This window comes from Bifidobacterium imperatoris, assembly GCF_002860405.1.
In the GTDB taxonomy this organism is placed as follows: domain Bacteria; phylum Actinomycetota; class Actinomycetes; order Actinomycetales; family Bifidobacteriaceae; genus Bifidobacterium; species Bifidobacterium imperatoris.
Genome location: NZ_NMWV01000005.1, coordinates 31255 through 49853 on the forward strand (window position 1 = coordinate 31255; position 18599 = coordinate 49853).

Sequence of the window (18599 nt, forward strand, 5' to 3'; positions counted from 1 at the left end):
CTATTAGTGTACAAGCGTTCAAAGCATTGGCCGTTCATGGTTCTGGCATGTGTCCCCATGGTCTTGGTGATTTCGACCCGCCGGTTTGACGATATTGGTTCATGTGATTAATCTAGCCTTAAGAAAACATTTTAGGAAATCATTTTCTTAAGATGGGGCGGGCGAGCAGCGACGCTCAAACCGCAAAGGCCAAGGGTTGGAATAAGGAGGGCCGAAATGACAAGGAAGCTATCGTTCTGGGAAGGGATCAAGGCGCAGTTCTCAACGAAATCGCTGGTGCTGATTCCTATCGCGGTGGGTATTAACCTCATCGGCGGAACGCTGTGCTCGGCGCTGAAATTGCCATTGTTCCTCGACATGATCGGCACCATCGTCGTCGCATGCCTCTCCGGCCCGTGGGTTGCCGCGCTGACCGGCTTGCTCACCAACCTTTTCCTGGCGTTGGTGGCCAATCCGGTGTACCTGCCTTACGCCGTGGTATCCGTGCTCTGCGGTCTGGTCGTCGGATATATGGTCAAGGCCGGTTTGTTCCGCAAAAAATGGGGCGTTGTGGTCATCTGGCTGGTGTGCACGCTCGTCAATGCCATTTCCGCTTCACTGATTACCACATTCGTGTACGGCGGTGCCACAGGAGTCAACGGAACTTCGGTGCTCACGGCAACGTTGGTGGTGGCTATGAAGGATATTCTGGCTTCCGTCATCTCCTCGTCGTTGATAGAAAACCTTGTTGACAAGGGCATTACCGTGGCAATCGCTTGGGTGATTGTGCAGAAGATTCCTCGTCGTTTCTTAAGCCAGTATGCCGCGGACGCCATGGGCGGCGATGCCGAGGAAACGTTGAGCGACGATGATGACGATGAAGAAGAGTGAGCTATGGCAATGCATATGCCCGCAACCAATGACACAATCATCGGCAGACTCAATCCGATCACCAAAATCGTGGCGGTGTTCGCCTTAGGGCTTTGTGCACTGGCGTGGCCGGATTTCACGCTCGGCCTGATTCTTGTGGTGCTGTTATTTGTAGCCGCTGTTCTGGCGCGGATTCAAACTGATTTCGCCAAAATCATGTTCGGCTTCGGCATTCCCGTCACCATCATGCTGATGTTCATCCAAGGACTGTACAGTCCCAAAAACCATACCGTTTTGATGGATTTTGGCTTTGCACAGTTAGGGCTTGAGGGAGTGCTGTACGCGGCCAAAGTGGTGGTCAGCCTGCTGGTGTTCCTCGGCAGCTTCTACATCATGAACAAAACCACGTATGTCGGCTCCATGGTGGCTGCGCTCACCTCGGTGGGTCTGAGCGCCAAAGTCGGTTATCTGGTGCTGGCCAGCTTGAACGTTGTACCTCAGATGCAACGGCGTATGGCGGTGATACAGGAGGCGCAATCCGCACGAGGGCTCGATTCGTCAGGTGGGATCATCTCCCGCATCAAAGCGTATGTTCCTCTGCTTGGTCCGGTGGTCATGTCTTCCCTGACCGATGCGCAAGAGCGCGGCATGACCCTTGAAACCCGTGGATTCGGCATCGTCGGTGTCAAACAGACCAGTTATGTGCAGGTCACCTGGCACACCATCGACAAAATCCTTAACTGGATATTCGCGGTGATGTTGATTGCCGTGGTCGCCGTATCCGTATGCATCCGCGTCGGCGTACTTCAATCGCCGATAGTGTGGGGAGGCCAGTAAATGAGCTCGATAGTGGAAGTGAAGGATTTCTCCTTCAAATATCGTGACACCAAGCGTAGAGCAGTAAAACATGTGAGTTTCCAAGTTGAGGAAGGCAGCTTCTTCACCATCATCGGTGCGAACGGTTCAGGCAAATCCACATTGTGTAATGCGCTCGTTGGCTTGATCCCGCACTATTTTGTCGGCGCCAGAGCTGGAAAGATCATGGTCAATGGCATCGATGTCGCCGATTCGACCATTGCCGAACTGTCGAAAACCATCGGTCTGGTATTCCAGAACCCGTTCAATCAGCTGTCCTACACGGCGGGAACCGTTGCCGAGGAACTGGCCTATGGCTTGGGCAATCACGGTGTACCCAGGGAGCAGATGATCGAACGTGTCGAAGCCGTGGCAAAACTGATGCGCATTGATCATATTCTCGACAAAAATCCATTGGAACTTTCCGGCGGACAGGTGCAACGTGTGGCCTTCGGATCGACGTTCATTATGGAGCCTCGCATCCTGGTGCTGGACGAATGCACCACGCAACTTGATCCACTGGGCAGTGAAGAGATTTTCGATATCGTCAAGCAGCTCAACGCGGATGGCGTCACTGTGATTATGGTCGACCACGATATGGAACGTGTGGCTCGTTACGCAGACACCGTCATGGTGCTCGAAAAGGGAGCGGTCGTATCCATTGGCACGCCGATGGAGGTGTTCTCTGACCCCGCAATCGAGGAGCGCGGTGTGGATGTTCCCGATTACGTTCGGCTCTCCCGTGCGCTCGGCGGTCCGATTACGGTGACCGAGGAGCCCACTATCCGTATGGCCAAGGAGGCGCTCTCATGAAAATCGAGCTGAAGGCGCTGGAGCACGTCTATTCCGGATCGGATAAAGCCCTTGATGGCGTGAATCTGACACTTGAGGGCAATGAGCCGGTGGCGATCATCGGGCAGAACGGTGCTGGCAAGACCACGTTGGTCAAGCATTTCAATGGTATTTTGCGACCGACGGGCGGCGAAGTACTGGTGGATGGCGTGAACATCAACGAGCGCAGCACCGCCGAATGGTCCAAAAGCGTTGGGTACGTGTTCCAGAACCCCGATGACCAGCTGTTTTTGGAAAGCGTTCGCAAAGAATTCGAATTCGGTCCGCGTCAGATCGGCATGGATGATCAGACCATCGGGAAACGTGTGGACGCCATAGCCGAGCTCGTAGGGCTCACGAAAAAACTCGACGTGCATCCGTTCGACCTAACGCCCACCGAAAAGAAATTCTGCACTATCGGAGCCGTCATCATGATGGATCCGTCAGTGGTGATTTTCGACGAACCGACCTGTGGCCAGGACCGTGTGGGCAATACCCGTCTTGCGCACATCATCGAGCAGCTGAAAGAGCAGGGCAAGCTGTGCATCACCATCTCGCACGATATGAAATTCGTCACTGCGAACTTCTCCCGTGTCATCGTGATGTGTCACGGCCGTGTGCTGTTGGACGGCCCGAGCACCGACGTGTTTGCCCAAACCGATCAACTTCGGCGTTCCTTTGTGACGCCGCCGCCCGTCACCCGGGTTGCCCAGGGTGCGGGCCTCAAGGAGACGGTGTTCTCCGTCCCCGCGTTCATCAACGCCATTACTCAGGAAAGGAACCATCGTGGCTGATGTCATTGCTCAAATCTATGGAATAAGGAACGTCGAGGATGCGCGCATGGTGATTGATTTGGGCGGCGAACATATCGGGGTCTCCTACGGCAAAATCAAGCGTACGCCAGGCCAGCTGGATTGTGCACGAGCAAAGGAGATTTTCGAAGGCGTACAGCCTGAAGCCGTGCGCATCGGTCTGACCGTTGCTGAAGACATCGATGAAATCAGCGAGAACCTGCGCGAGGCAATGCCCGATGTGCTGCACCTGTCAGGAGATATCGAGGGCATCTCTCCCGCTGAGGTTGCGGAGCTCAAAAGCCGGTTCCCCGGGCTCAAAATCATGCAGGCCATTCCGGTACTGGCCGGTGTGCCGCTCGAAGAGCAGAAGGTCATGCAGTATGTGAAGGACTACGAATCCGTTTCTGACTTCTTCCTCATCGACACCAAGGCTCCAGCCGCAGGCGATATCGGGGCAACCGGACTGACCCATGACCGTGCCATTGACCGTGACATCATCGAATCCACCGATGTGCCATGCATCATCGCAGGCGGATTGGACGCATCCAACGTGGCCGAGGCAATCTACGACACCCATCCGTATGGCGTCGATTCCTTCTCGCTGACCAACTATGACGATGAGCGCGCCAACACGGATCGATGCAAGGACCCGGCCAAGGTGGAAGCCTTCATCAAGGCGGCTAAAGATGCCTAAGGTCGTTGTTGTCGGTGATGCCAATGTGGACATCATCGTGCCATACCCGCGCTTTCTCAATGAGCAACGCACACGGGTCGAGTATCCGCAGATCTCCATTGAAGGAGGCGGCACCTCGGCGAATACGGCGGTGGCATTATCCAAACTCGGCGTGGATGTTTCGTTCGTCGGCACTGTGGGCGATGACCAGTATGGACGTTTCGTCATCCAGGATTTCAAAGACAAGGGCATCGACGTAACCGGTCTGGTATCGGACTCCACCTTGAACACGGTCGGCGTATTCGCCTTTGTTGACGAGCATGGCGAACGATACCTGTGGGGTTGGCCCCGCGAACGCCAGTCGTTCGCGGTACTCGATGAGGACTTGGTGCCGATGCATATGATTCGCGAAGCCGACTGGGTGCACTCTTCAGGCATGTGCCTGGTCCATGACACCAGTGCCAGGGAAACGATCATCGACATCTTCCGTGAGGCTCATGAAGCCGGGGTTCCCACCTCCTTCGACCTGAACCTGCGCGTCGATAACGGCGTACTCGACCCCGATTTCGCGAGTGCACTTGAGCGCATCATACCGAACGTCGACTATTTGCTGGGATCAGGGCCGGATGAATTCGCCTATCTCGGTGATGGCGACATGATGAGCAATGCCGCGGCTTATGCAGCAGATGGACGAACCGTCATCGTTCGAGACGGCGCTCGCGGTTCGGTTTCGCTCACTCGGGATGATCGCACGGAAAGCGCCGCTTTCCACGTGGATGTCGAAGACACCATTGGTGCGGGAGACGTCTACAACGCGGGCTTTATCGCAGCAAGACTTGCCGGGCGCTCATTGGCTGAATCGCTGTGCGAAGGCAATGCCGTCTCCGCCTACAAAGTGGCTCGTCGCGGAGCTCGTTCCTCGCCTGATAGCGTTCAGCTGGATGCATTCCTCGCCGAACATGCCGTCTGAGCGATCGTAACCCAAATACTTGCAACCCAAGGAAAACAACCAACGGAGGTAACACCATGGAAAATAAGAAAAAAGTCATTCTCGACTGTGATCCCGGGCACGATGATGCGTTCGGCATCATGCTTGCCGTGCAGCATCTCGACGTGCTGGGCATTACGACTATCGGTGGCAATTGCACATTGGAGAACGTGACGCGCAACGCTATCAAAGTCTTGGAAGTGCTCGGTGCCGCCGATCGCATCGGTGTGTATCCGGGGCACAGCTGCCCGATGGTGGCACCATTGGTCACGGCACCACAATTCCATGGTGAGACCGGACTTGACGGCCCGGTGTTGCCCGAACCCACGCATGCGCCGCAAAACAAGCATGCGGTCGATTTCATCGTGGACACGGTGATGAACACCGACGACGTGACTCTGATCGCAACCGGGCCGCTGACCAATATCGCTGCCGCCATCAACCGTGAACCGCGTATTGTCGATCGTGTCAAGGAACTGTGCATCATGGGCGGTTCTGTGACCTACGGCAACTGGACGCCTGCCGCCGAATTCAACATTTTCGTCGATCCCGAGGCTGCATCCCGCGTCTTCAATTCTGGTATGCATGTAAAGATGACCGGCATCAACCTGACCCGTCAATGCGAACTGACTGCCAAGCATGTGGCCAAGTTCCGCGAAATCGGTACCAAGGCGGCGAACCTTGCCGCAGATCTGACCGATTTCTTCATCGGGGCATGCGAGGAGGAATCCGAGCTGACCGGTGCTACCATGCACGATGCATGCGCCGTGGCCTGGATCATCGATCCCAAGCTGATCACCGCAGTGCCGATGCACATCGATGTGGAATTGCACGGCGCCCTCACTCGTGGCATGACCGTATGCGATTACCGCCACCTGCGCGGCACCAAGCCGGCTGTGGATCTCGAACGAACCCCAACCATGGGATACCGCGGTGAGCAACCGAATGCAGAGGCCGCGTTGGAACTCGATTTCCCCGGTTTCGTCGACCTGCTGAACAGCACGCTCGAAAACTACGACTAAGTCTTACCCCTCTGAATTCCCCCTCTGCGCCGCCGGTCGACGCATCCAACCCTGTATCGGCCGGCTGCGCTTTCCCACTCCACTACAACACGATGAACACGCGAAAGGAGCACCTCATGGATTGCCGATATGTGCTATGGGATTTCGACGGTACCCTCGCCGACACCAGCCATGACGTATGGGCTTCACTTGTGTATGCCGCGCAACGTTCAGGTGGAGTAATGGAAGATTCCTACATGCGCGATGACGCCAACCTAGCCGATTCCATGGCGGAAATCATCCAGCATGTGCATCCTTATCCCGGGGATGCGTATCTGGAGACATTCGACGAGGACGTGCGAGTGCACTACCGCACCATCAATGATTTTTCACACACCGAGTTCTACCCGGGAATTCGACTCATATTGGATGAATTGCTTGAGCAGGGTATTCGTAACGCCATTGTCACCAATAAGCCGGAACGTGCGTTGACGCGCGTTCTTGGCAATAAAGGCTGGACGGACTTATTCGACGATTGGATTTGCCCGGATTCCACATCTGGTAATGAGACGAACAAAACCGACATGATTGCGCAGATGCTGACGAAGCACGGCATTACGCCACGACAATGCCTGTATGTGGGGGACACCTTCAGTGATGTCGAGGCGGCGCGGGACAACGGCGTCGCGTCAATTGCGGTTGCTTACGGAGACGGTGACGAAATGGCACTGCTCAACAGCGGGCCCGTTTATGTGGCACGTGACGTCACCCAATTGCATGACATCATCAACGATGTCGTTATGCGCAAAGGAGCATGATATGCGCGATTTCACCATTTGCATCGGCACCACATTCGTATTCGGCCATGATGCCGAAACGAAAATCGGTGCCTCACTCGGCGCGAAGGGCATCACCCATGTGCTGATCCACCACGATGGCGGAGCCTATCTTGAGACAAACGGGCTACTCGATACTGTGCGCAAAAGCCTTGATGCAGCAGGCATCGCCTATACGGAACTTGGTGGCGTGGAGCCTAATCCCAGACTGGCATTGGTGCGCAAGGGCATCGCCATCGCCAAAGCCTTCAATGTTGACGCAGTCGTGGCCATAGGCGGCGGCAGCGTTATCGATTCAGCCAAAGCCATCGCTTTGGGAGCCGCCGGCGAACACGAGGTATGGGACTACTTTACTGGCATGGCACCAGTGGAACGTACACTGCCCGTTGCCGTGGTGCTGACATGCCCTGCGTCCGGTAGCGAGTCAAGCCAAGTCACCGTGATCAATAACGAACAGGACCACGTCAAAATCACCTTAAGCGAGCCTCCTCTTCGCCCGGCGTTCGCCTTCATGAACCCTGCACTCAGCACCACAGTGCCTGCATTCCCCACAGCTTGCGGCATCGTAGACATGTTCTCCCATATTTGCGAACGATATTTCAGCGCTGACGAGGAGATCGGCGTTATCGATCGCATGGCCGAAGGTGCGCTGCGCACACTGGTCGATATCGGCCCAAAGTCGCTGGCCAATCTTGCCGACTACGATCTGAGGGCGCAGATCATGTGGATTTCCACCATCGCACAAAACAACACCTTGGGCGTAGGTAGGGAACAGGATTGGTCCACCCATCTGATCGCCAACGAATTAAGCGCACTGTATGACACCCCTCATGGTGCGACGTTGTCAATCATTATGGGATCGTGGATGCGCGTGGCATCTGAGCGCGCACCCATGCGCTTTGCCCGCTATGCCAGCGAAGTATTCGGTATTGAAGCCGGTTCGTTGAGCGAAGCCGAACTTGCCGAACGCGGCATCCGTGCAACCGAAGCGTTTTTCCAGTCGCTTGATATGCCCATCAGTTTTGCTGATTTCAACCTACCGACCGATGGTATCGAACAGATGCTCGACAACATCGATTTCTATGGTCCGGACAACACCATCGGCTCCATCGCCCATCTGAATCGTGCCGACTGTCGTTCCATCTATGAAATGGCGGCGGGAAAAACCGCTCAAGGAAAGGAGTCCTGATGCGCATATTGAACTTTGGATCGTTGAACATTGACTATGTCTATGGTGTTGATCGATTTGCCGCCAAAGGGCAGACCATCACATCTCGTTCGCTTGACGTGTTTCCGGGCGGAAAAGGGCTGAACCAGTCGATTGCATTGGCCCGGGCCGGCGCCGATGTGCATCATGCCGGCCAAGTTGGCCAAGATGGTGTGTTCCTTCGTGAACTGCTTGAATCCTGTGGGGTGGGCGTCGAATCGGTGAAGGTTCGTGACGATGTACGCAGCGGTAATGCCATCATTCAGAATGATGCCGAGGGAGACAACTGCATCGTGCTGTATCCGGGGGCGAATCGTGCCATCGACCGTGATTTCGTCGATCAGGCGCTTGCCGAATACGGCCAAGGTGATTGGCTGCTGTTGCAGAATGAAATCAGCGAACTGCCGTATATCGTCTCCTGTGCCAAGGCGCGTGGCATGGTTATTGTACTCAATCCCTCGCCGGCCGATGCATTGCTCGACGGCGTGGATCTTGATGCCATCGACTGTTTTGTGCTGAACGAAGGCGAAGCGGCTGCGCTGACGGGAACCAACGGTGATGGCGAGCATCTTCTCAATGCCATGCATCTGCGTTTCCCCCATGCGCAGATAGTGCTCACCTTAGGCGAAGACGGATCGATGTATATGCGCGGCGACGAGGTTCTCGCTCAGCGCGCATACCTTGTGGAAACCGTCGACACCACGGCGGCTGGTGACACCTTCACTGGATACCTACTTGCCGATTTGGCGGGCGGTGAACCTATCGCTCATGCACTGGACTTCGCCGCACGCGCATCTGCTCTTGCGGTGTCGAAAAAAGGCGCAGCGCCTTCAATCCCCATGCGAGAGGAGGTTGCTGGTTTTACTCCGAGCATGCGCTCATAAAACAATCCATTCGTTGCATTACATGTTGCAATCAATAGAAAGGAATTACCATGGCAGAAACCGCTGTCAAGGAGAAGGCGAACGGCATCCCGGTGCCCGAGGAAGGTACCGAGGAATTCGCCCGTATGAACAAGATGGCAAAGGTAGCCATCCCGATCGTGCTGATCATCTTCACTATGGGCGTGCTGCAGCAGCAGGCCTTCGGCATGATCTACGTCAATATCGGTGACCAGCTCGGCCAGGCTAATCTCGCCCCGCTGATCACCTCGATTCCGGGCATCGTGCTCGGCATCGTGTGCGTCGTCTACGGCTCGCTCGGCGACTTCGTGTCCTTGAAGAAGATGATGATTCTCGGCACGATAGTGTTCGTCCTCGGTTCGATTCTCGGCTGCTTCGGCGATCTGAGCATCTGGATCGTTATCGCCGCGCGTACCGTGCAGTCCGCAGGCTGGCAGGTCTCCGGTTCCATCTTCCTGGTTCTCGTCTCCAAGTACATCGAGAAGAAGAAGCGAGTCATCTGGTATGGCGTGTTCGTCGCAGTCTTCCGCATCGCCGCGGCATTGGGCGTCTTCCTCGCCGGCTACATGACCCTCGTTGATTGGCGCATCCTCTTCGGTATCGGCATTATCGCAATCTTCTTCATTCCGATTCTTGCCAAGAACCTGCCGGATGAGCACGCCAAGGGCGCTCGCATCGATGTGATCGGTTTCACCCTCATCGGCCTGTTCGCCGGTTCCGTGACCATGTTCTTCACCGATATGAATATCTTCTGGGGGGCTGCTGTACTGATCACCGGCGTGGCATTCGTGGTTTACATCAACAAGGCCACTGACCCGTTCATCACCCCGAAGATGCTTACCAACCCGGCCTTCGCCATGACCATGATCGTCATCTTCGTCGGCTACTTCTTCAGCTACACCCTAAACGCTGGTTGCAATGCCATCGGTCTGAACGTGTACGGCATCGACTCCTCCCAGGTCTCCAACCTGCTCGTGTGGTCGATTATCCTCGCAGCCATCATGGGCTTTGCCGCAGGACCCATCATCCAGAAGATTGGCCGCAAGGCCTCTATCATTCTGGCTCTCGCCTGCATGGGCGGCGGTCTGATCGCCGTGGCGTTCCTCATCCCGATGGGCCAGATTTGGGCTCTTGCCGTGGCCCCGTGCATCTACTACTTCGGTACTTCCTTCTTCTACCAGCCGATTGTGGACACCGCAACGCTGACCGTGGAAGCCGAGGAATCCGGACGTGCATTGGGCTTCAACGATCTGATGCAGGCCATCACCGGTTCTGTGGGTGTGGCGATCTTTGGCCAGCTCATGGCCAATGGCGCCATGAGCGGCGGCTCGCTGTTCGGCACTGACGCCGGTCCGGCTTCCACTTACGCCAATGTCTTCATGATCGGCGGCATCATCATTCTGGGTGCTCTGGTCATCTTCATCTGCTCCATGAAGATGATTTACAGCCGCTCCCGTGTTGCCGCAGACGAAAACTAATCCCAAGCAAACCTGGATTCGCGCCATAGCGTAATCCAACATCACCAAACCCGCAGCCTTATTGAGGTTGCGGGTTTTCCTATTGCTGCGTGCGGTAGCGCATTCGGCAGTACATCTATCGCGTTCCCATCGACGGCAGCGCACAGTCAAGCCACGCCCAGCAATTCGGCAAGAATGCGACGCTCTCGTTACTATTAACAAGGTAAATCAATGGCCATCCTGACCATGATCGACAAGCATAGGAAGGCACTTGCATGACTAAGAAACTGATTCTTGATCTCGATACCGGTGTGGATGACGCCCTCGCCATCTCATATGCGCTTGGCAGCCCGGAAGTGGAGCTTATCGGCATCACTGGTACGTATGGCAATGTGCTGCTTGATCAGGGCGTGCGCAACTCCTTGGCCATCACCGACCTGCTCGGCCATCCTGAAGTCAAGGTTTATAAGGGCCTTCCGCATTCCAGCACCACCGATTCCTTCGAGGTGCTGGATATTTCCGCGTTCATCCATGGTAAGAACGGCATTGGCGATGTGGATATTCCGGATTCCAACCGTGAGCCGGAAACCGAATCCGCGGTGGACTTCATCATCGATGCGGTTAAAACCTATGGCAAGGATTTGATCTATGTGCCGACTGGCCCGATGACCAACATTGCCGCCGCTCTGAAGAAAGCGCCCGAAATCAAGGACGAAATCGGCAAGATTGTGCTCATGGGCGGAGCTCTTACCGTATGCGGCAACGTGAACGCTTGGGAGGAGGCTAATATCTCCCAGGATCCGGATGCCGCGGATTATCTGTTCCGCTCCGGCGCCCCGGCAACCATGGTGGGCCTCGATGTCACCCTGCAGACGCTGCTCACCTACAAGGAAACCCAGACCTGGCGCGATCTCGGCACCAAGGCCGGCGCCTTCCTCGCGGACATGACCGACTACTACATCAAGGCATATGAGACCACGTCCCCGCATCTGGGCGGCTGCGGCCTGCACGATCCGCTCGCGGTCGGCGTTGCCGTCGATCCCACGCTGATCACCGCGCTGCCCGTCAACCTGAAGGTGGATGTAGAAGGCCCGACCCGCGGCCGCACCATCGGCGACAACACGCGCCTGAACGATCCGGTGAAAACCATGCAGGCCGCCGTCCAGGTGGACGTGCCGCGCTTCCTCGACGAATTCATGACCCGTATCACGGGACTTGCCAAGAACGCGCAGTAAGCCGTCCGTCAAGGCTTCCAATAGATTTTCCATTTTTCCCCAAAAGAGAGAAAGAAATAAAGGAATAATAATGACACAAACCACAGCAACTCCGGTTGCCGATCCGTGGACCGATCCGGAAACCAGCAACAAGATGGCCATCAAGGCCCTGATTCTGTTGCTCATCACCTTCATCCTCGGCACCTTGTGCCTGCAGGGCTTCAATTTGGTGTTCACTCAGGTTGGTGAAGACGTCGGCGCTCCGGCTCAGGCTTCACTGATTACCGCGTTCCCCTCGCTGGTGCTCGGCATCGTGTGCTTCATCTACGGCTCGCTTGGCGACTTCGTTTCTTTGAAGCGCTTGGTCGTTGCCGGTCTGGTCACCCTGCTGGTCGGCTCCATCTTCGGCTTCGTGGCGAACTTCTTCTTTACCGCGAACATTTGGACCGTGATCATCGCCCGCGTGCTGCAGACTGCAGGTGAGCAGGTGGCCGGCTCCGTGTTCCTGGTCATTGCCACCAAGTACCTGAAGCCGTCGCTCAAGGTCATCTTCTTCGGTCTGTACACTGCCGCATACCAGCTGTCCGCATCCATCGGCGTGTTCGCGGCAGGCATCCTGAGTTCCATCGCCTGGCAGTACCTGTTCCTCATCCCCGTGGTGACGATCTTCTTCCTGCCGACGCTGCTGAAGAACCTGCCTGGTCGCCAGGGTGGTAACGAGTACGTTGATTGGATCGGCTTCACGATCTTTGGTTTCGCCAGCGCCTTCCTCACCCTGTTCTTCTCCTACATGGCATGGTGGATGCTCGGTGTGGCCGTGGCATTGTTCGTCATCTTCGCCGTGTACATTCACAAGGCTTCCAACCCGTTCATTACACCTGACTTCTTCAAGAACACGCGTTGGTTGGCAGCCATCAGTCTGATTCTGGTGTTCTACTTCACCAACTACTGCATCTCCCCGCTGTTCAACGCCATTGGTACCTCCATCTACGGCATGACCACCGCTCAGGTCTCCACCTATATTGTGTGGGCCTTCGTGTGCGCCGCAGTGCTGGGCACCTCCTCCGGCTGGATTATCGGCAAGATTGGCCGCCAGACTGCGCTGATCATTGCAGCCTGCCTGATGGTTGCAGGCTTCGTGGGTGCTGCCTTCGCTGTCAACGCTGGCTTCTTGGTGCTGACGCTTACCGCTTGCGTGTTCTACTGCGGCGTGGGTCTGCTGTATTCCCCGGTGGTCTCCACGGTGATTGACACGCTGCCGCAGTCCGAATCCGGTCGTGGTGTGGGCATGAACGATCTGGTGATGAACGTCACCGCATCCATCGGCATCACCGTTATCGGTGGTCTGATGGGCTCGCAGGCTCTGGCCGGCTCGTCTATCACTGGTGCCACCGATGCCGCTGCAGGCTACTCCAACCTGCTGCTCATCGGCGGTGGCGTGATTCTGCTCGGCCTGATCGTGTTCCTCCTCTTCCGCAAGAAGATCTACAGCCAGAACTGATTGTTCGGTTGATTGAAGGCTCGCATATTCACCGGTTCTCCAGTGGTGTGCGAGCCTTTTCCATCTGAGACGAGCAATAAAGGAGATTATTGATGACCATTACCTTAGCGATTGAAGGTTCAGGCTTTACTTCGCAATCTCGCGACGAGGTACGCTACTTCGAGCGTGCACTGTTCCTGATTGATGAGCACGGCATGATTCAATCCGTGCTTCAGAGTGATGATGAACAGTATGATGCCGAAAAGACTCAAGCGCAGGAACGCGGCATCTATCAAGCCATTGCCGAGGGCTCGTATCTGCTGCCTGGTTTCATCGACCTGCATGTGCATGCCCCGCAATGGGCGCAGGATGGCACCGGTCTGGATGAACCGCTGGAAGTCTGGCTCGGCAAATACACCTTCCCCACGGAATCCAAATTCTCAGATGAGACCTATGCGCATATGGTGTATGGGGATTTGGTGTCTCGTATGCTGTCCACCGGCACCACCACGGCATCGTATTACGCCACGGTCGACCGTCAAGGTTCCTTGGTTCTGGCGCAGGAGGCCAATCGATTGGGACAGCGCGCGCTGGTGGGCAAGGTAGTCATGGATGATAAGGAAGCGAATCCGGATTACTATCGTGACGCTTCCGCTCAGGCTGCCGTCCGGGAAACCGAGCGATTCATCAACGAGGTCGCCGAACTCAATGAGCACAGTGCACAGGGCATCTACCCGGTGATTACCCCGCGCTTCATACCCAGCTGCAGCGACGAGGCGTTGCGTGGGCTCGGAGAATTGGCCGCGCGATACCAGGATTACGCCTATATCCAAACCCATTGCAGCGAAAGCGATTGGGAACATGGATATGCCTACGAGCGGTATGGGCGAAGTGACACCCAGATGCTCCGTGAATTTGGATTATTCACCGAGCGCAGCATTCTGGCTCACAGTGTGTATCCCAGCGAAGAGGATATGCGCGTTTTCGCGGAAACCGGGGCGATTGCCGTGCACTGTCCATTGTCGAACGCGTTCTTCGCCGGTGCGGTGGCGCCGATTCGCCGATTCATGGACGCCGGCATGCACGTGGCGTTGGGCAGTGATATCTCCGGTGGTTACAATCCTGACCTGTATGGCGCGATTCGCCAGGCGGTCACATCTTCACGCATGTTGGAAACCGGCGTGAACCGCGATGCGCCGGCAGGGGAGAGGGGAGTAGCGAATAGCGCCCTGACTCTGAACAACGCGTTCTATCTGGCCACGGCTGGCGGCGGAGAATCACTCGGTCTGCCGATCGGGCGCTTGGAAGCCGGCTATGCGTGGGATGCCCAAGTGGTGGATGCCAAGTACCCGAGCGCTCGCCTGCCTATTTTCGGGGAGGCTGAACCGGCATCGGATATCTTCCAGAAGATCGTCAATCTTGTTGTGCCGGAAAACATCCGTACTGTGTGGGTGCAAGGGCGCGAAGTAGTCAACAAATGAACAAGGCTTGCTTTCGCCGGAAACGACGAGAGCAAGCCTTGCTTGGCTTCCCCCCTGAGGGGATTGCCGTGGCACTAGCAGTGAGCTGTGCACAGGCAGCGCGAGAGGGGGCTGTCAGCGAAGCTGACCGAGGGGAGTCATCTCAGCTAGAGAACCGTCTCACGCCTCGGCGATGGCGGCCTTGAGCTCCTCGACCTTGTTGGTCTGCTCCCAAGGGAACTGAACATCGGTACGGCCGAAGTGACCGTAGGCGGCGGTGGCCAGATAGATCGGGCGCTTCAAATCAAGCTCATCGATGATGGCTGCCGGGCGCAGATCGAACACCTTACGCACTGCGGCGGCGATCTGGCCGCGGGTCACACCCTGCTCGGTGCCGAAGGTCTCCACATTGATGGACACCGGATCGGCCACACCGATGGCATAGGCAACCTGAACCTCAGCCTTGTGCGCCAAACCTGCGGCCACGATATTCTTCGCCACCCAGCGGGTTGCGTAGGCAGCGGAACGATCCACCTTGGACGGATCCTTGCCGGAGAACGCGCCGCCACCATGATGAGCCGCACCACCGTAGGTATCCACGATGATCTTGCGACCGGTCAGACCCGAGTCGGCAGCAGGGCCGCCAAGAACGAACGAACCAGTGGGGTTAACCAGTTCACGGTAGCCTTCATACGGCACCTTGTCTCCCAGCACCTCCCCAAGCACCGGGTCGATGACATGCTCCTTGAGCTGAGCCTTCAGCCATTCCTGGCTGACTTCGGGATCATGCTGGGTGGAGATCAGGACGGTATCCAAACGAACCGGTTGGTCGTTGTCATCATATTCCACAGTCACCTGAGTCTTGCCGTCCGGGCGCAGATGCGGCACTTCGCCGGACTTGCGCACCTCGGTTAAGCGGTAGGCGAGACGGTGAGCCAAATAGATCGGCAATGGCATCAGTACCGGGGTCTCGTCGGTGGCGTATCCGAACATTACACCTTGATCGCCGGCGCCCTGCGCTTCGTAACGCTCTTCGCGGCTGGCGGCAGTCTCCTCGGCGGCGGAAAGACGGGAAACGCCTTGGTTGATTTCGGCACTCTGATTGGTAATGGCCACGATCACACCGCAGGAATCGGCGTCGAGGCCAACTTCGGATGAGGTATAGCCGATATTACGTAATGTTTCGCGGACTTTGGACTGAACGTCGCAGTATCCTTCCGAATTGACCTCGCCAAAGACCAGGAATACGCCGGTTGCGGCGGAAGTCTCCACGGCAACGTGGCTCGTGGGGTCCTGGGTGAGCAGGTCGTCAAGAATGGCGTCGGAGATTTGATCGCAAACCTTGTCCGGATGGCCTTCGGTTACGGATTCTGCGGAAATAAGCCGCTTCTCTTGAGTCATATCATCCCTTTCATGTGAGGACTTATCGCCCCGCACAGGATGCGAGGCACAATGATACGTCGATGTTGAATTGTGATTATTAGGGGAGAAGACATACAAAAGGGCTCGTGCCAACCAGAGTGGTGGCGCGAGCCCTCTCACACGTTTGCTCCTGAGTTTGATTTATAGCCTAAAAATGCTGGCAAATCAAGCGCTCGGATTCGATAAACAACCGGTATCAGTTGCCTTCGTTGACGTCGTCCTCGCCCAGAGTTTCCTCAAGCAGGCCTTCGTCGATCTCGCGGAAAGCGATGGACAGCGGCTTCTCGTTGTTCTGGTATTCCACCAGCGGGCCAACGTTCTGCAGCAGGCCTTCGTTGAGCTGAGTGAAGTAGGAGTTAATCTGACGGGCACGCTTGGCGGCGAAAATGGCCAGCGCGTACTTGGAGTCGGCGTGCTTCATCAGGTCGTCAATCGGCGGATTTGCAAGACCGGTGGGGTGCGGGTCAGTGCCGAATGCCTCGTTACCCTTGACCTCGGTATCTTCTGCCATAAGTATGTGTCTCCAAACGTTGGAAAATCTATCTCAACCGATTGAAGTGTAGCCTTGTGGCGGGACTTCAGAAGGATTACGGCAGGTAAGGAGCTTGGTGCTGTGATTTTCCCTACCATTGCATGACGCAAGAAGTGCCGTGGTGAGGTGTGAAAAAGGTTACATTTTCGAAAATTCCATTATTCGACTCTTGACAAGTGACGTGTCCCGTGCAAGGGCTTGAATGGAGTTATGACTGAAATGCGATCTGCAAAACTCATGTCCGGCCGCGTCTTCGCAGGCGCGCGCGCCCTGTATCGTGCCGCTGGCGTCAGCGGCGACGACATGGGCAAGAAGCCCATCATCGCCATCGCGAACTCCTTCGATGAGTTCCTGCCTGGCCATGTCCACCTGAACAAGGTTGGTCGTCTCGTTTCCGAAGCCATCAAAGAAGCTGGCGGCATCCCCCGCGAGTTCAATACGATGGCCGTGGACGATGGCATCGCCATGGGCCACACCGGTATGCTCTACTCCCTGCCTTCCCGCGATATCATCGCTGACACCGTTGAATACCAGTGCAACGCTCACTGCGCTGACGCTCTGATCTGCATCCCGAACTGCGACAAGGTTGTGCCGGGCATGCTGATGGCCGCACTGCGACTCAACATCCCGACCGTATTCGTGTCCGGTGGCCCGATGGAAGCCGGCACCACTGTGCTGGCCGACGGCACAGTCAAGAAGAACACGGATTTGATTTCCGTGATGTACGCCTCCGCGGACGACAACGTCTCCGAAGAGGATCTGCTCAACTATGAGAAGACCGTCTGCCCGACCTGCGGTTCCTGCGCCGGCATGTTCACCGCGAACTCGATGAACTGCCTAACCGAAGCCATCGGCTTGGCACTGCCGGGCAATGGTACGATCCTGGCTTCCCACTCCTACCGTAAGGACCTGTTCAAGCGTGCTGCCGAACAGGTGGTCAAGATTGCTAACCAGTACTACCGCGATGACGATGATTCCGTGCTGCCGCGCTCCATCGCCACCAAGGAAGCCTTCGAGAACGCCATGACTATGGATGTGGCTATGGGCGGTTCTACCAACACCGTGCTGCACATCCTGGCAATGGCCCAGTCCGCAGACGTGGACTTCACGCTGGATGACATCGAGCGCATCTCTCACACTGTGCCGTGCATCTGCAAGGCTTCGCCGTCCGGCAAGTGGGAGATTTCCGATGTTCACCGTGCAGGTGGCATCACCGGTATTCTGGGTGAGCTCGATCGTGCCGGCAAGCTGCACCGCAACGTGCACTCCATCGACTACCCGACCCTTGAGGACAAGCTCAACGATTGGGATATCATGCGCGACACCTGCACCGAGGAAGCCAAGCAGATGTACAAGGCCGCTCCGGGCCACATCATCTCCCCGGAACCGTGGACGCACACCACCCTGTTCGACACGCTCGACACCGACCGTGAGAACGGTGCCATCCACGACATCAACCACCCGGAGATTCACGAAGGCGGCCTCGCCGTGCTGCGTGGCAACCTGGCTCCCGACGGCTGCGTGGTGAAGACCGCAGGCGTGCCGCAGGAGATCTGGAAGTTCCGTGGCCCGGCTCTGGTGGTCGAATCCCAGGAGGAAGCCATCAAGGTGATTCTGGACGACACCCTCAAGCCCGGTATGGCTCTGGTGATTCGTTACGAAGGCCCGAAGGGCGGCCCGGGCATGCAGGAAATGCTGTACCCGACCTCCTTCGTCAAGGGCAAGGGCATCGGTAAGCAGGTGGCTATGCTCACCGACGGCCGTTACTCCGGTGGTTCCTCCGGTCTGGCCATCGGTCACATCGCTCCTGAGGCTGCCAACAAGGGTCCGATCGCACTCATCAAGAACGGCGATATCATCAACATCGATATTGAGAACCGTTCGGTGAACGTGGAGCTGACCGACGAGCAGCTGGCCGAGCGCCGCGCCGAGCTCGAAGCCGGAGACGGCTACGTGGCCCACCGCGACCGCAAGGTCTCCCAGGCTCTGAAGGCCTACGCCGCCTTCGCCCGCTCCGCCGATAAGGGCGCTACTAGGGATCCTGACCTGATTAACAAGCTCTCCGGTCTCGCCTGATAGCTTTAGCGTGTTGCAGTTC

General features: G+C 56.6%; 17 protein-coding genes and 1 riboswitch. Of the genes, 15 read left to right on the forward strand and 2 right to left on the reverse strand.

Annotated features, from left to right (window positions below):
• The first annotated feature begins 216 nt into the window (after positions 1 to 216).
• The 14 genes from Tam1G_RS01350 to Tam1G_RS01415 all read left to right on the forward strand — a co-directional run bounded on the left by Tam1G_RS01350 (position 217) and on the right by Tam1G_RS01415 (position 14568).
• Positions 217 to 870, forward strand: a complete 654-nt coding sequence (locus Tam1G_RS01350) for an ECF transporter S component (RefSeq protein WP_101625190.1) — start codon at positions 217 to 219, stop codon at positions 868 to 870.
• A gap of 3 nt (positions 871 to 873) precedes the next feature.
• Positions 874 to 1686: an energy-coupling factor transporter transmembrane component T gene (locus Tam1G_RS01355; protein WP_101625191.1), complete on the forward strand. Its 813-nt coding sequence runs from the start codon at positions 874 to 876 to the stop codon at positions 1684 to 1686.
• Entirely contained in the window at positions 1687 to 2517 is an 831-nt protein-coding gene (locus Tam1G_RS01360; RefSeq protein WP_101625192.1) for an energy-coupling factor ABC transporter ATP-binding protein, read from the forward strand.
• The gene (locus tag Tam1G_RS01365) at positions 2514 to 3329 is read left to right on the forward strand and encodes an energy-coupling factor ABC transporter ATP-binding protein (RefSeq protein WP_101625193.1); all 816 of its coding nucleotides are present in this window, start codon (positions 2514 to 2516) and stop codon (positions 3327 to 3329) included. The genes Tam1G_RS01360 and Tam1G_RS01365 overlap by 4 nt, the downstream gene beginning before the upstream one ends.
• Positions 3322 to 4023, forward strand: a complete 702-nt coding sequence (locus tag Tam1G_RS01370; protein ID WP_101625194.1) for a phosphoribosylanthranilate isomerase — start codon at positions 3322 to 3324, stop codon at positions 4021 to 4023. Before Tam1G_RS01365 ends, Tam1G_RS01370 begins: the two co-directional genes overlap by 8 nt.
• Positions 4016 to 4972 (forward strand): carbohydrate kinase family protein, encoded by a 957-nt coding sequence (locus Tam1G_RS01375; RefSeq protein ID WP_101625195.1) that lies wholly within the window; start codon positions 4016 to 4018, stop codon positions 4970 to 4972. The genes Tam1G_RS01370 and Tam1G_RS01375 overlap by 8 nt, the downstream gene beginning before the upstream one ends.
• Before the next feature lie 56 nt (positions 4973 to 5028).
• On the forward strand, positions 5029 to 6012 hold the full coding sequence (locus tag Tam1G_RS01380; protein WP_101625196.1) for a nucleoside hydrolase: 984 nt from the start codon (positions 5029 to 5031) through the stop codon (positions 6010 to 6012).
• Positions 6013 to 6128: 116 nt separating this feature from the next.
• On the forward strand, positions 6129 to 6809 hold the full coding sequence (locus Tam1G_RS01385; protein ID WP_101625197.1) for an HAD family hydrolase: 681 nt from the start codon (positions 6129 to 6131) through the stop codon (positions 6807 to 6809).
• Between the two features lies 1 nt (position 6810).
• Positions 6811 to 8016, forward strand: a complete 1206-nt coding sequence (locus Tam1G_RS01390) for an iron-containing alcohol dehydrogenase (protein ID WP_101625198.1) — start codon at positions 6811 to 6813, stop codon at positions 8014 to 8016.
• Positions 8016 to 8918: a ribokinase gene (locus Tam1G_RS01395; RefSeq protein WP_101625199.1), complete on the forward strand. Its 903-nt coding sequence runs from the start codon at positions 8016 to 8018 to the stop codon at positions 8916 to 8918. The genes Tam1G_RS01390 and Tam1G_RS01395 overlap by 1 nt, the downstream gene beginning before the upstream one ends.
• Positions 8919 to 8968: 50 nt before the next feature.
• On the forward strand, positions 8969 to 10414 hold the full coding sequence (locus tag Tam1G_RS01400; protein ID WP_101625200.1) for an MFS transporter: 1446 nt from the start codon (positions 8969 to 8971) through the stop codon (positions 10412 to 10414).
• A gap of 254 nt (positions 10415 to 10668) precedes the next feature.
• Positions 10669 to 11628, forward strand: coding sequence for a nucleoside hydrolase (locus tag Tam1G_RS01405; RefSeq protein WP_101625201.1), 960 nt, complete (start codon positions 10669 to 10671; stop codon positions 11626 to 11628).
• Positions 11629 to 11698: 70 nt separating this feature from the next.
• A complete protein-coding gene (locus Tam1G_RS01410) occupies positions 11699 to 13108 on the forward strand; it encodes an MFS transporter (protein ID WP_101625202.1) in 1410 nt (469 codons plus the stop codon).
• Between the two features lie 92 nt (positions 13109 to 13200).
• Positions 13201 to 14568, forward strand: a complete 1368-nt coding sequence (locus Tam1G_RS01415) for an amidohydrolase family protein (protein WP_101625203.1) — start codon at positions 13201 to 13203, stop codon at positions 14566 to 14568.
• A 159-nt stretch (positions 14569 to 14727) separates the two neighbouring features.
• On the opposite strand, the gene metK is transcribed toward Tam1G_RS01415, so the two are convergent.
• Together metK and rpoZ are read right to left on the reverse strand one after the other, a co-directional pair.
• A complete protein-coding gene (gene metK / locus Tam1G_RS01420; RefSeq protein ID WP_101625204.1) occupies positions 14728 to 15948 on the reverse strand; it encodes a methionine adenosyltransferase in 1221 nt (406 codons plus the stop codon).
• Positions 15944 to 16007, reverse strand: a riboswitch (SAM riboswitch). Its footprint overlaps the gene before it by 5 nt.
• 158 nt (positions 16008 to 16165) lie before the next feature.
• Positions 16166 to 16480: a DNA-directed RNA polymerase subunit omega gene (gene rpoZ, locus Tam1G_RS01425; protein ID WP_033890206.1), complete on the reverse strand. Its 315-nt coding sequence runs from the start codon at positions 16478 to 16480 to the stop codon at positions 16166 to 16168.
• 231 nt (positions 16481 to 16711) lie between these two features.
• Between rpoZ and ilvD the strand changes: the two genes are divergently transcribed.
• Positions 16712 to 18577: a dihydroxy-acid dehydratase gene (gene ilvD / locus Tam1G_RS01430; protein WP_101625205.1), complete on the forward strand. Its 1866-nt coding sequence runs from the start codon at positions 16712 to 16714 to the stop codon at positions 18575 to 18577.
• The last annotated feature ends 22 nt before the right edge of the window (positions 18578 to 18599 follow it).

Bases quoted from the DNA above. Each gene is read 5' to 3' on its own strand.
- Tam1G_RS01350 (WP_101625190.1), top strand. From the start codon at position 217: ATGACAAGGAAGCTATCGTTCTGGGAAGGGATCAAGGCGCAGTTCTCA.
- Tam1G_RS01355 (WP_101625191.1), top strand. From the start codon at position 874: ATGGCAATGCATATGCCCGCAACCAATGACACAATCATCGGCAGACTC.
- Tam1G_RS01360 (WP_101625192.1), top strand. From the start codon at position 1,687: ATGAGCTCGATAGTGGAAGTGAAGGATTTCTCCTTCAAATATCGTGAC.
- Tam1G_RS01365 (WP_101625193.1), top strand. From the start codon at position 2,514: ATGAAAATCGAGCTGAAGGCGCTGGAGCACGTCTATTCCGGATCGGAT.
- Tam1G_RS01375 (WP_101625195.1), top strand. From the start codon at position 4,016: ATGCCTAAGGTCGTTGTTGTCGGTGATGCCAATGTGGACATCATCGTG.
- Tam1G_RS01380 (WP_101625196.1), top strand. From the start codon at position 5,029: ATGGAAAATAAGAAAAAAGTCATTCTCGACTGTGATCCCGGGCACGAT.
- Tam1G_RS01385 (WP_101625197.1), top strand. From the start codon at position 6,129: ATGGATTGCCGATATGTGCTATGGGATTTCGACGGTACCCTCGCCGAC.
- Tam1G_RS01390 (WP_101625198.1), top strand. From the start codon at position 6,811: ATGCGCGATTTCACCATTTGCATCGGCACCACATTCGTATTCGGCCAT.
- Tam1G_RS01395 (WP_101625199.1), top strand. From the start codon at position 8,016: ATGCGCATATTGAACTTTGGATCGTTGAACATTGACTATGTCTATGGT.
- Tam1G_RS01400 (WP_101625200.1), top strand. From the start codon at position 8,969: ATGGCAGAAACCGCTGTCAAGGAGAAGGCGAACGGCATCCCGGTGCCC.
- Tam1G_RS01405 (WP_101625201.1), top strand. From the start codon at position 10,669: ATGACTAAGAAACTGATTCTTGATCTCGATACCGGTGTGGATGACGCC.
- Tam1G_RS01410 (WP_101625202.1), top strand. From the start codon at position 11,699: ATGACACAAACCACAGCAACTCCGGTTGCCGATCCGTGGACCGATCCG.
- Tam1G_RS01415 (WP_101625203.1), top strand. From the start codon at position 13,201: ATGACCATTACCTTAGCGATTGAAGGTTCAGGCTTTACTTCGCAATCT.
- metK (WP_101625204.1), bottom strand. From the start codon at position 15,948: ATGACTCAAGAGAAGCGGCTTATTTCCGCAGAATCCGTAACCGAAGGC.
- rpoZ (WP_033890206.1), bottom strand. From the start codon at position 16,480: ATGGCAGAAGATACCGAGGTCAAGGGTAACGAGGCATTCGGCACTGAC.
- ilvD (WP_101625205.1), top strand. From the start codon at position 16,712: ATGACTGAAATGCGATCTGCAAAACTCATGTCCGGCCGCGTCTTCGCA.